Source organism: Streptomyces sp. NPDC004561 (assembly GCF_053602155.1).
Genome location: NZ_JBSGDB010000284.1, coordinates 1 through 11,757 on the forward strand (window position 1 = coordinate 1; position 11,757 = coordinate 11,757).

The 11,757-nt window shown below is 69.4% G+C and carries 12 protein-coding genes and 2 pseudogenes; 6 read left to right on the forward strand and 8 right to left on the reverse strand.

The genetic code is table 11. From position 1 onward, the window contains the following. The first annotated feature begins 78 nt into the window (after positions 1 to 78). A complete protein-coding gene (locus ACWEN3_RS29940; protein WP_452976943.1) occupies positions 79 to 489 on the forward strand; it encodes a helix-turn-helix domain-containing protein in 411 nt (136 codons plus the stop codon). Here ACWEN3_RS29940 and ACWEN3_RS29945 read toward each other — a convergent pair. From ACWEN3_RS29945 to ACWEN3_RS29960, 4 genes are all read right to left on the reverse strand, one after another. Further along, positions 383 to 898 carry a zinc finger domain-containing protein gene (locus ACWEN3_RS29945; protein WP_452976921.1) on the reverse strand — a complete coding sequence of 172 codons (516 nt, stop codon included), beginning with the start codon at positions 896 to 898 and terminating at the stop codon, positions 383 to 385. The two genes, ACWEN3_RS29940 and ACWEN3_RS29945, sit on opposite strands and share 107 nt — an antisense overlap. 302 nt (positions 899 to 1,200) lie before the next feature. Further along, the gene (locus ACWEN3_RS29950) at positions 1,201 to 1,644 is read right to left on the reverse strand and encodes a DUF2267 domain-containing protein (RefSeq protein ID WP_452976923.1); all 444 of its coding nucleotides are present in this window, start codon (positions 1,642 to 1,644) and stop codon (positions 1,201 to 1,203) included. A 52-nt stretch (positions 1,645 to 1,696) separates the two neighbouring features. Next, complete coding sequence (locus ACWEN3_RS29955; RefSeq protein ID WP_452976925.1) at positions 1,697 to 2,092, reverse strand: DUF2267 domain-containing protein; 396 nt, start codon at positions 2,090 to 2,092, stop codon at positions 1,697 to 1,699. A gap of 100 nt (positions 2,093 to 2,192) precedes the next feature. Beyond that, positions 2,193 to 2,624, reverse strand: a complete 432-nt coding sequence (locus ACWEN3_RS29960) for an Hsp20/alpha crystallin family protein (protein ID WP_452976927.1) — start codon at positions 2,622 to 2,624, stop codon at positions 2,193 to 2,195. Positions 2,625 to 2,752: 128 nt separating this feature from the next. On the opposite strand from ACWEN3_RS29960, the gene ACWEN3_RS29965 reads away from it, so the two are divergent. Together ACWEN3_RS29965 and ACWEN3_RS29970 are read left to right on the forward strand one after the other, a co-directional pair. Continuing rightward, positions 2,753 to 3,382, forward strand: coding sequence for a type III effector protein (locus ACWEN3_RS29965; protein WP_452976929.1), 630 nt, complete (start codon positions 2,753 to 2,755; stop codon positions 3,380 to 3,382). Positions 3,383 to 4,068: 686 nt separating this feature from the next. Beyond that, positions 4,069 to 4,413 carry a helix-turn-helix domain-containing protein gene (locus ACWEN3_RS29970; protein ID WP_452976931.1) on the forward strand — a complete coding sequence of 115 codons (345 nt, stop codon included), beginning with the start codon at positions 4,069 to 4,071 and terminating at the stop codon, positions 4,411 to 4,413. Positions 4,414 to 4,488: 75 nt separating this feature from the next. Here the strand turns inward: ACWEN3_RS29970 and ACWEN3_RS29975 are convergent, their stop codons facing one another. The 4 genes and pseudogenes from ACWEN3_RS29975 to ACWEN3_RS29990 all read right to left on the reverse strand — a co-directional run bounded on the left by ACWEN3_RS29975 (position 4,489) and on the right by ACWEN3_RS29990 (position 9,531). Continuing rightward, the gene (locus tag ACWEN3_RS29975) at positions 4,489 to 7,143 is read right to left on the reverse strand and encodes a Tn3 family transposase (RefSeq protein ID WP_452976933.1); all 2,655 of its coding nucleotides are present in this window, start codon (positions 7,141 to 7,143) and stop codon (positions 4,489 to 4,491) included. An 82-nt stretch (positions 7,144 to 7,225) separates the two neighbouring features. Continuing rightward, positions 7,226 to 7,735: pseudogene (locus ACWEN3_RS29980) on the reverse strand (DUF4158 domain-containing protein); the annotation flags it as partial. A 99-nt stretch (positions 7,736 to 7,834) separates the two neighbouring features. Beyond that, a pseudogene (locus ACWEN3_RS29985) lies at positions 7,835 to 8,089 on the reverse strand (RNA-guided endonuclease TnpB family protein); the annotation flags it as partial. Positions 8,090 to 8,223: 134 nt separating this feature from the next. Further along, entirely contained in the window at positions 8,224 to 9,531 is a 1,308-nt protein-coding gene (locus ACWEN3_RS29990) for a histidine kinase dimerization/phospho-acceptor domain-containing protein (protein WP_452976935.1), read from the reverse strand. A gap of 156 nt (positions 9,532 to 9,687) precedes the next feature. Here ACWEN3_RS29990 and ACWEN3_RS29995 point away from each other — a divergent pair, with 156 nt between their 5' ends. The 3 genes from ACWEN3_RS29995 to ACWEN3_RS30005 all read left to right on the forward strand — a co-directional run. Then, the gene (locus ACWEN3_RS29995) at positions 9,688 to 10,350 is read left to right on the forward strand and encodes a hypothetical protein (protein ID WP_452976937.1); all 663 of its coding nucleotides are present in this window, start codon (positions 9,688 to 9,690) and stop codon (positions 10,348 to 10,350) included. 5 nt (positions 10,351 to 10,355) lie between these two features. Further along, positions 10,356 to 11,123 (forward strand): ABC transporter ATP-binding protein, encoded by a 768-nt coding sequence (locus ACWEN3_RS30000; protein ID WP_452976939.1) that lies wholly within the window; start codon positions 10,356 to 10,358, stop codon positions 11,121 to 11,123. Further along, the coding region (locus tag ACWEN3_RS30005; RefSeq protein ID WP_452976941.1) for an ABC transporter ATP-binding protein at positions 11,110 to 11,757 on the forward strand (648 nt) is incomplete at its 3' end. The genes ACWEN3_RS30000 and ACWEN3_RS30005, both read left to right, overlap by 14 nt.

Below are 11,757 nucleotides of genomic sequence, written 5' to 3' on the forward strand. Positions count from 1 at the left end.
AACGGGTATTTCCTCGGGGCAGGCATCGTCAGATCTCCTCTCACGAGATCTATCTGACCCGCTGTCACCCCTCCTCGCATCTCGGGGGAAGCTCACCCGCAGATCGCTGACCAGGTCGGGTGCAGTCAGAAGACGGTGCGTCGCTGGCTAGACCGCTTCAACCGCTCGGGGCTTGAGGGCTTGGAGGATCTAGGAGGACAGGGCCGCAAACGAAGGATCACCGAGGCCCAACGCTCCCGGATCATCGCGATGGTCAAGCAGACCCCGCCCGGTCGGCTTGAGGTGCAGCCGTCAAACGAGATGTGGGCCGCGGACGAGTCGGGGCCCTCGGAGTGGACCTTGGACACACTGGCCGCCGCGGCCCAGGACCTGGGCATCGAGGTCAGCCGCTCCCAAGTGCGCCGGATCCTGCTGGCCGAGGGCGTGCGCTGGCGACGCACGCGCTCGTGCACGCGCTCGAGAGATGCACGTGCGGGGCGTGCGCCTTGATCTCCCGCGCGGTCCGCAGTGCCTCCTCGAACTTCGGGCGGACCCGGACGCGGGTGCTGATCTTCTCGCTGAAGATCTCGTCCCGGGGGATGCCGTGCTTGCTGAGCGCGTCGAGCTGGGAGTCGAGTTCCAGCCCAAGCGTCGAGCACCGCGCGTACCCGATGCGAATGTCCGCGCTCGGCAGGTCCGCGTCGATGGGCGCCGGCGGCGGGGTGTCCGGGCGCCACGGCCGGCCCGGGCCGCGGCCGGCCGGGGTGGGCACCCGCAGCAGCTTCGCGAGTCGGGGCACCTTTGTGAAGCGGCGGGTGTGGTAGGCGGAGGCGACCGCGCCGCCGCGCGAGCGGCAGGGTGAGCCGGGCTGTGCGTCACACTTCGGACAGGTGTGCTGTTCGACGTCGTCGGCGTCCAACTCGTTCGGCCGGGGAAGGGTCCTGCGGGTCCGTCATGGGCCCGGATTTTCGCACAATGCAAGTCTCAGAAGGGGGTCCGTCCCGCTTTTGGGTGAGAACGGGTTCTGAGAACCGAATCAAGATCAACTAGAGTGCGGCGGCCGGTTATTGATCTTGCTCCGGCAAAGGACCGTTTATGAGAAACACCGCCCGAGACGGTCATCATGCACAGCGAAGGCGGAAGTCCCCGATCGCGCGGATCGGGGACTCCGCCAAGGGCCGCCGGAGGGATCCTGCTGCGGCCCCGGGGTGCCGGTGCCGTTTACGCGGCGGAGGTCAGTTCGGCGCGGCCGAACAGCAGCGCGTAGCCGGTGGGGAGCCGGTGGAGGATGCGGGTGATGAGGTCGGGGCCGGCGTGGGCGGCGACGGCCGCGAAGACGGAGCCGGTGTCCCAGCGGGTGGTAGCCAGGGAGGCGCCGGAGCGGGCGGCGAGGTCCTTGACGAAGGCCCAGCCGGTCAGGGGCTGGGTGTCGGGGATCTGTGCGGTCAGGACACGTGCGGCTTCCAGGGGCAGGCAGGCGGCAAGGTCGACGCGTTCGTCGCCGGTCAGTTGGCGCCCCAGCCCCGCGAGAACCAGGCGGACGGCTTCCTCGGCCTTCTCGCGGGTGGGGTAGGCGCCTTCGTAGCGGACCTTCTCCAGTATCTGCTCGTACGCCGTTCCGTACGGCTGCTGGTGCTCAGACAGTACGCGCACGTCGGTGATCACTGCGGTGCATGCCTTTCGTGGAGCGGTGCGGTGTGTGGCACCGAGGTAGGGGTCAGGTGGGCTGGGGGCGACCGAATAGGAGGTCGTAGCCGGCTGGGAGTTGGAGCAGGATCTGCCCCATCAGGTCGTCGCCGGCGGTGTCGGCGACCGTTGAGAGGACGGCGCTGACGTCCCAGGTCGCGGTCTGCTCGGTGGCGCCCTCGATCCAGGCTGCGGTCGCCCGCACAAATCGCTCCGGGGGGAGGGGTTCGGCGCTCTGGAGCGGGTTGAGCAGGATCAGGGCGAATTCCTCCGGGAGACGTGCCGCGAGCTGGGCGCGGACCTCGCCGACCAGGTGCGCGCCGAGCAGGGCGAGCACCACGCGGGCCGCGCGCTCGGTTTCCTCCACAGTGCCGTACTCGCCGCGCTCCTTCACGTGGTCGAGGAACGCTTCGCGTCGCAGAGTCATCTCGCCGCCACCCCTTCTTGCTCTTCGGCCTGCCCACGGGGTGCGGAGGACGGGTGAGGGGGAGATCGTGTGCCCGTCCTCCGCACCTGTCCGGCCGGTGTCAGCCGGAGATCTCCTTGTGGCCGGTCCCGACGCCGATGGAGATCTTGCGGGGCTTGGCGCGCTCGGCGATCGGGATGCGCAGGGTGAGCACGCCCGCGTCGTAGTCGGCCTGGATGTGCTCGGTGTCGAGGGTGTCGGCGAGCACGATCTGGCGGGAGAAGACACCCAGCGGCCGCTCGGACAGCTCCATCTGCACGTCGTCGGACTTCGCCACCGGTCGGCGCTCGGCCTTGACGGTGAGCATGTTCCGTTCGACGTCGATGTCGATCGCGTCTGCGGTGACACCGGGGAGGTCGAAGGCCACCACGTACTCGTCGCCCTCGCGGTAGGCGTCCATCGGCATCGCCGACGGGCGGGACCATGTGCCCGGGCCCATCAGCTGCTGCGCCAGCCGGTCCAGCTCACGGAAGGGGTCAGTGCGCATCAACATCGTGAAAACACCTCCAGCAGGTTCAGGCAGTTACTGCCAATGCGCCTCACTGACACCGTTGTAACATGTCATCCAATGGATGACAAACACGATGTCGTCTACATGATGACAACCCGAGGGAGGTGCCCGTGACCGCACCCGACCAGCCGGTCTCCACCGACGCCGACGCCCACAGCCCGGCGTCGTTCCTCGCCGCCGCGGCGGCCCTGAAAGCCATAGACGGCGCCCTGCGCGACGCCCAGCACGGGCCCCCCGACACCCTCTGCGCCGGGCCGGCCCCGGAGCAGGCCCTCGCCTCGCTGATGCTGCTGCGGCAGGTACGTGAGCGGCTCGCCGGATGGGAGACCGGCCTGATCGAAACGGCCCGGGACGCGGGCGCCAGCTGGGTCGACCTCGCCTCTCCCCTGGGTGTTGCCAGCCGCCAGGCTGCCGAGCGCCGCTACCTGCGCGGCCGCCCCGGCCCGGCCGGGACCACCGGCGAACAGCGCGTGACGGCCACCCGTCAGGCCCGGGCCGCCGACCGCAACACCGCCACCTGGGCCCGCCGCAATGCGGCCGACCTGCGCCGCCTCGCCGGCCAGATCACCGCCCTCACCGACCTTCCCCCCGCCGCCCGCCGCCCGCTCAATGAGCTCCATGCGGCCCTCGCCCACAACGACCCCGCCGACCTCATCGCCCCCCTGGCCGCCGCCCGCCCCCACCTGGCCGCCGCCCACCCCGACCTCGCCGCCCGGCTCGACACCCTCACTCCCCCCTGACCCCGCCCGGTGCCAGCCTCCCCCCTCCCCCCGGACGAACCCCCGATTGCCCTCGAAGTCCGGCGGCAGATTGTCCTCCGGGTTACGCCACCGTTCGCTCCCGGCGCCCAGATCTCCCGCCGACGCAGCGCATCCCGCCAGCTGACCAGCGCACACAGCTCGTAGAGGATGGCCAGCTTCCTCGTCCGCGCCTCGTGGGTTCGCGCCGGGGCATCACCCATGCAGGTGTGTTTGCGGCAGAACTACACGCATCGAACCTGAAGAAAATCTGTCGCGGTCACAGTAGACATTGGCTCGTCGCAGGGTTATTTTTTTCCGTGTACCCAGGAAGTCGAGATGGGCACGGCAGAGATGAACTGCCGCGCATGTAGGTCAAGCAGGACGCCCCACGGGGGCTGCGAGCAGTACCCGCGTTATCCAGCAGTACGACTGTGTAGCCGAAGGTAAAGGAGCAGACGCCATCAGGATCGCCCGGGCGAGGAAGAAGTTCGCCCGGGTACCGCAGGCCCCGGATTGGAAGGTGGTCCCCGGTCACGCATCTGCGATCCCCGCAGCCCCGCCCTCCCAGGCGGAACCTGCGGACAAAGAAGGCCGGCGCAGTTCGCCGGTAGATGGTGTTGAAAGCTCGGGGCCTGGGTGTCGTACGGCACCCAGGCCCCCGACGTGTCCCCTGAAAGAAGAGGTCTATGCCCCCTGCCAGTTCCCGTCCCGTCGACAATCTCGACGATGACGACTACCCCGCCTACACCATGGGCCGGGCCGCCGAGATGCTCGGCACCACCCCCGCCTTCCTCCGCGCCCTCGGCGAACACCTCCTGATCACCCCGCTGCGCTCCGAAGGCGGCCACCGCCGCTACTCTCGCTACCAGCTGCGCATCGCCGCCCGCGCCCGCGAACTCGTCGACCAGGGCACCCCCATCGAAGCCGCCTGCCGCATTGTCATCCTCGAAGACCAGCTCGAAGAAGCCCGGCGCATCAACGAGCACCTGCGCACACAAGGCCGCGAGTCGCAGTCGAGGAACTCAGTCTGAATCAGCACGCCAATCCTGGGGCAACACCGGCCAGCGGACGATGCTGCCGTCACTGGCCGCCCCGGCCGCAGCCCTTCATGCGGCCTGACCGAAGCCGGCCTCGGCCGGGTCCGCCTCGCGCAGCGGGGCGAAGTCCACGTCCAGCTTCGGGTCGTACGCCTCGGGCTGGATGCCGAGCTCGTGCGTGCTGTACTCGCCGAACCGGTTGATGTGCTCGGTCAGGTACGGCGAGATGTGCGCCAGGTCCTCCGGCTCGATCGTCCAGCCCTCCTCCAGCAGCTGGCGGACGATCTCGGCGATGTCCAGGGCATTGTGAAAAATGACCGCGTTCGTGAGCAGAGCGTTGAATTTCATCGCCTTCTCCTGCTCGACCGGGTCGTTGTCGGCGATGACGCCGCGGTTGCCGAAGCCGACCCACTGGGAGAACCGGTTGAACGACTCGACTTTGTTCGTCGCCGCAGTAACCCGCCTGCGCAGCGGCGCGTCGGAGAGGTAGCGCAGCAGTTGCACGGTGCGGATCACGCGGCCGACCTCGCGGAACGCGGCGTACGTGGCGTTCTTCTTGGAGCCCGACCGCAGCCGTTTCAGCAGCGTGGAGGAGGAGATCGCCCCCTCGCGCACCGAGACGGCCACCCGCATCAGGTGCCGGAACTGCGATTCGATCAGGTCCCAGTCGATCACGCTCCTGCCCGGCTCTCCGAACAGGGCGTCGATGTGCACGTACTCGCTCTGCTTGCTGGGCCGGTAGAACGTCGAGTCCTTCCAGTTACGGATGCGGGGCATCAGGTCGAAGCCCAGCAGGTGGGCCAGCGCGAACACCGGGAAGCTCTGGCCCTGGGTGTCGGCGTGCACCGTGGTGGGCTTCACCTCGGACGTGTTCTTCAGCAGGCCCTCGATGATGTAGACCGCCTCCCACACCCCGCACGGGATGAAGTGCGTGAACAGCGCGATGTAGGTGTCGGAGATGTGGTGATAGGCGATCCCGCCCGGCTTGCCGTATCTGACGCTCGTCTCGGCGAGCAGGTTGTCGAGGTAGGTGTCCATGTGGGTGCCGTCCGCGGCGACCGCGGTGCCGTCGCCCCATGCCTGGGAGATGTCCAGCTGGGCGTGGGCGTTGACCAGGTCGGCAACCGCCTCGTTCAGCAGCACGATGGAGAAGTGCCGGTTCGCCGTGTACGACAGCTCGTGCCCCGACACCCCGGGGATGTGCCGGGCCGCCTCGTACGGGCCCATGTTCGTGCCCTTCACGAACGTCGTGATCACGTAGCGGCCGAACGGGTCGGCCAGCTTCGGCTCGTTGCCGGAGGCCGGCCCGAAACGGCGCCACCACTCCACCCAGTACGCCGTGCGGGCCAGGATGCCTATCAGGGAACGCTCCGGCATCCTGGCCTTGATCTCCTCCTCCAGCCGCTTGGCCGAGGGCCGCTGACCCTCCGAGCGGTGCGGCTTCAGCGACGGGATGCCCGTCTCCGGGTCGATGACCAGGCCCTCGTTGTCCGGGTATCCGGCGTCCGCCGCCGCGGAGGCATCCCGCAGCTTGTCCTCCAGCTGCCGGCGGAAGCATCCGGCGTCGAACTCGGCCGTCTCACCCTCCTCGCACAGGCCGACCTCCACCAGGTAGGCGCCCAGCTTCTCCTGCATGGCCTCCCACGCCAGCAGCTGCTTGGACCAGTCGGCGTACTCCTCGGAGCCGACCACCGCGATGTCGCCGGTGCACAGTTCCTCGGCAAGGGCGGTGAAGACCATGGCCTCGAAGTGCTTGCGCACGAACTGCCCCGGGCGTGTCTTGTCGCACGCGGCCTTGCGCCAGTTCTGGGTGGCAAAGGAGATGTCCACCTCTTGGCCCATCTCGTCGAAGGCGGTGATGTACTCACCGCGGGCCGCCTGGTGCCGCCGGGCGTGCGCGAGCGCGTCCAGCACCCGCCCGTCCTCGCTCGTGGCGGTGAACTCCAACTTCTCCGCGAGGTCGAATATCACCGCCCGGTCCCGGCCGATCTGCCCGTACAGCAGCACCTCCCAGAAGTTGCCATGATGGGCGGAGACCTTCTCGATCTGCTCGTACTGCTTGTCGAACCCGCCGAACTCCTCCACGGTCTGGGCGACCGCGCTTAAGCCCCCGGCCTGCACCACCAGGGCCTTCGCCAGGGCGAGCAGAGCCGGGGAGACCTCCCCATCCAGCCGCTGAGCCACCTCATCGAGCGATGCCGCCTCGTCCAGGCCCTCCAGCGCCTGCCGGGTCTCGGCGGTCATGGCCGCGGCCTTGACCAGCGCGGCCTGGGCCGGGCCGTCGGCGTCGACGTTCTTCAGCACCGTGCGGTAGTCACCGATCAGGGCCTCGACGATCTCCCGCTCGGCCAGCCGGATCTCCTCCAGCTCCTGCTTCGCCTTCTTGACCTTCGTCGCCTCCCGCTTGCAGAACATCGTTGCCAGGTCGTCGCGGACCCTCATCCTCGCCTTGTGCACCAGGCACGCCACCAGCGCGATGCGCTTGACGGGCCTGTAGTCCCGCAGCTCTGCCACGTCGGCGGCATCCGCCTCCCTGGCGAAGTCGGTGACCTTCCCTGCGGCCACCCCGTCCATCCACACGTCCGTGTCGCCGAGCCCGTCCACCCACTCCAGCCGCTTGGTCAAGTTCTTGAAGTGTGACCAGCTCGGCCCTTGCGCGGGCCTCTTCAGCCGGTTGAACAACGTGGTGCCGTCGCCGTCGCGCTCCTCCAGCAGCCGTGCCACCAGCCCGCGACGCCGAGCTGATTCGGTCGTGGACGCCGTCGCAGATCGCGGTATTCACCTCGCGCCGGATCTTCGAGGCCATCGCGTCGAAGGTGGAGAACGCCGGCAGCTCCAGCCCGGCCTCCACCACCTTCTCCAGCGCGATGTTGATCAGGTCCGCCGGGCGGTTCTTCGCCGCCGCCTCCTTGCGGATCGACTGCTCGACGATCCGCCGGGCCTCCGCCTGGTCGTATCGCACCCCGACCCGCTTGCGGACCAGGCCCCGGTGGATCTTGGCGGTCTTCTCCGCCTGGTACATCGGCAGCGTGCCCTCCGGCAGCTCCACGTGACGCCGGACGAAGTCCACCACCATGTCCGGGATGTCCTCCAGCTTCGGGAAACACCCCATGCGCTGATACGACTTCAACATCAGCAGCAGCGCCAGCAGATGCTCATCGCCGTCCGTGGCATCGGACGCCCATGCCAGCTCCTCGCGCGTCGGCGAGAAAAACAAATGCAGCTCATGCGCGGTGATCAGCCGCTTGAACCGCGGGTACGCGGTTCGCTCGATCGCGGTCACAACCCACCCCAGGCCCCAGACGATGGTCAACATCACCACCAACGACACTGAGCTGAACGGGTGACGGGCCGGGCCTCTCAGCGGTTCAAGATCATCCCATGGCCCCTTTTGGGCTCACCTCGGCGATACCCCGTCCAGACGGCGCAACGTCGCCTGCTGAGAGGAGAACGACCAACGGCCCTGACGCTCCGCATCGAAAGCGCGGATGTCCTTGAGCTGAGCGGACTGCTGCCCATACCGGATCGTCGTCTTCGAGGCGTGCCGCCAGGCGTCACGGCTTTCCTGCAACGCGGCGTTGTACAGGGTGCAGTGATCACGCAGCATCTCGGCGAGCGCACCCGCCTGGCCCGCCGTGGGCCGCATCAGGAACGTGTACGCACGGATCATCCAGCCCACCCCCCTCGGTCCTTGTCGTCAACGTAGTGCAGGCCACTGACAACGCAGCGAACTTTGGCGCTGCGCGCCTCCGGCACGAGGATGCGTTTCCCTCCCCGGCTGAAGCCGGGGATACCCACGCAAGATCAACGGATGGTCCGGTCCCGTTGAACGGGCAGGAGCAGGGTGAAGGTGGCTGGGGTGGTGCGGGTCAGGGAGAGTCGGCCACCGAGGGAGACGGCCAGGTCGCGGGCGAAGGCGAGGCCGATACCCGTCCCCGCCCCACTGCCCGTGTGGCCCCGGTCGAACAGCCGTGCCGTGTCACCGCTCACCTCTCCCTCGTCGATGACGTCGAAGGCAAGGGCGTCGACAAGGTCGCGCACCGTCACGCGAACCATGCCTCGGCCGTGCAGGCGGGCGTTGTCCAGCAGAACGTCAAGGATTTCTGTGACAGCTCCACCGGGCACGGGCAGGTCGTCCGGCGCGTCGTGAGTGAGGTATTCCAGGCGTCTGCCGTCGTCGGCGAGCAGGCCGTGCCAGCGCTGCTGCGTCGCCCACAGTACCTGTCCCACCGGCCGGAGCGGGGCACCCGGCCGGGGCGGGCCGGGTGAGCCGGACAGTCGCAGTACCTCCTCCACGGTGCGGTGCAGGCGGCGGGTGGTGGCAAGGGCCTCCTCCAGAACGGGCCGCAGCCGTGCGTCGTCGCCTTGTTCCAGGCCCGCCTCCAGGGTGAGCTGGAGACCGGTGAGCGGGGTGCGCAGCTGGTGGGAGGCATTTGCGGTGAAGTCCCGTTCATGGCGGAGGAGTTCGGACAGGCTGTGCAGCATCTCGTTGTGGGTGCGGGCGACCTGGTCGATCTCGGTGATACTGCTGGGCGCCGCGCGGGCGTTCAGGTCGCCGTCGGTGACGGCCCGGCAATGGCGCGAGAGGTCTTCCAGCGGGGCAGCCAGCGCGCGGGCCTGACGGCGGGCGACGAGGACGGCGACAGCCAGCCCGGATGAGGCGATGCCCAGGAGGACGCCCCACACGGCGAAAACGCGGTTGCGTACGGTTGCGACGGGCGAGGACGCCCGTACCACTCCGATCACCTGCTCGGCGTGAGAGACGGGCACGGCGACGACCAGGTCGCCACCCGATCGGCTCCGGACCGCCTGCCCTTTGAGGGCTTGGCGGACCGGTGTGTCGCCTGGTCGAGAGCCGCTGCCGGTCCGTAGCCGCAGCTGCGCGTCGTACAGGCCCAGCCGCGTGCCGGCCGGAGGTCTGGGGAGTTCGACTGGGTCGCCCTTCTGGTAGTCCGGGCTCACCTGCACGGCACCGGCGAGGGCTACCCGCTCCAGGCTGTCCCGCTGGTCGGCGTAGAGCACCGACCTGATGGCCCATGCCAGAGGGACGGCCAGGAGGACGACGGCGACCAGGGCGGCGGTGAGGGCGACTCGCACCACGCGCTGTCTCATGTCTTTCATCATGCGGGCCGTCGGCCTGGCCGTATGGAATTGAGCCAGGGGCTTTTGCCGTCGTCTAACCGTCGGCGTGCCGGGCGTTAACCGGCCGGCTTCTAGCGTCGGTGCCATGACCGTCTGGTCCAAGGGCTCCTTGGGAGGGCAGTGGCCATGGCAGCACACGCACGGACGTCCGCCGTCGTCGGTCTTGCGCTGGCCTGCGCGGTGAGCGCTGCCTGTTCCGGCGGTGCTGGATCGCACTCGGCTTCCGCCCCGCGATCCCCCGCCTCGGCGTCGCACGCGGCGACAGGAGGCGGCAACACTCCGAGTAGTCCGGCACCCACCGAGTCCAATCCGCCCGGTGACATCCCCGACAACCAGGTCTACGTCGCCTACCGGCCGGGCGGCGGCACCTTCGCCTTCACCGGCTTCACGGTCAAGGTGCCTGAGGGCTGGGCGCGCACCGAGCAGAAGAACACGACCGTGTTCACGGACAAGCTGAACACCGTGCGCATTGTGGCGGCCTCGACCTCCAGCGCCCCCACGGTCGGCTCGGTCACCAACATGGTTCTCCCCCAGCTGCGTACCCAGGTGCCGAGGTTCGCCTCGCCCAAGGTGTCGGAGGTGACCCGGCAGGCCGGCCGTATCGTCCTGCTGACCTACCAGGGCGACTCGGCGAAGGACCCGGTCACCGGGAAGGTGGTGCGGGACGCGTTCGAGCGGTACGCCTTCTACCGGTCCGGTCATGAGGTGGACCTGACGCTGTCCGGCCCGGTCAACGCCGACAACGTCGACCCCTGGCGGATCATCAGCGACTCCTTCGCCTGGCAGTGACCACCATGTCCTTGTCCGCGAACACCTCCCACGACATGCGCGCCCACGCCCCCGCCGAGGACGTCCTCACAGCCCGCGAGCTGTACCGCTTCTACCGAGCCGGGGAGGAGGAGACGCTCGCGCTGCGCGGGGTGTCGCTGCGGGTCGGGCGCGGCGAGACGGTCGCGGTCGTCGGGCCGTCCGGGTCGGGCAAGTCGACCCTGCTCGCGTGTCTGGCGGGGCTGGACGAGCCGTCGGGCGGTGAGGTCCGGGTGAACGGGGTGCGGATCAGCCACCGGCCGGAGACCGAGCGGGCCCGGCTGCGTGCCCGGCACGTCGGCGTGCTGTTGCAGACCCGCAACCTCCTGCCCCATTTGAGCCTGCGGGACAACATTCGCCTGGCGCAGCGGGCAAAGGGCCGCGGCCCCGCCACCTCGCCGCGAGAGCTGCTGGGCCAGGTCGGGCTCGCCGAGCGGGCGCACGCCCTGCCCAGGCAGCTGTCCGGAGGGGAACTGGCGCGGGCCGGACTCGCCGTGGCGCTGGCCAACTCGCCCGCCGTCCTGCTGGCCGACGAGCCGACCGGGGAACTCGACAGCGACACCGAGCGCATGGTGCTCGCCATGCTGCGCGAACGGGCCGCCGACGGCTGTGCGGTCCTGATCGTCACCCACAGCGACCAGGCTGTGCGGGTGGCCGACCGGGTCATCGCCCTCATGGATGGAGTAGCGACCGACGCCTCGGCTGCCCACGGCGGACGTCCCGAACGGCAGGAGGTCCGCGATGCCACCGGATGAGGTACTCGTCGCCTGCCAGGACGCAGCCCTCACCTTCGGCCAGGGCCCGCAGGCCGTCGTGGCCGTCCACGGAGCCAACCTGGAGATCGGGGCCGGCGATCGGCTCGCCGTCGTCGGCCCCTCCGGCTCGGGCAAGAGCTCGCTGCTGCACCTGCTGGCCGGGCTCGAACAGCCCACCAGCGGCACCGTCACCCGCTCCGCGTCACTCGGGCCCAACGACATCGGCCTGGTCTTCCAGGGCGACAGCCTGATCCCTGCCCTGAGCGTGGCCGAGAACGCCGCCCTGCCCCTCGTGCTCGCCGGCCGAAGAGAAGTGGAGGCTCGGCAGGCCGCCCTTGCGGCGCTGGACCTAGTGGACGCCGCCGACCTTGCCGACCGGCTGCCCGAGGAGATCTCCGGCGGACAGGCCCAACGCGTGGCCGCTGCCCGGGTCCTGGCCCAGGCCCCGCGGCTGATCCTTGCCGACGAACCCACCGGCCGCCTCGACCAAACCACCGGCGCCCACGTCCTTCACGCCCTGCTGACCGCCGCCGACCACATCGGGGCCGCCCTCGTCGTCACCACCCACGACCCGGCCGTGGCCCCCCCCCCGCGCGGTGGGCGCCCCCAGCACCAAGGCCCGCGCCCTGCACCC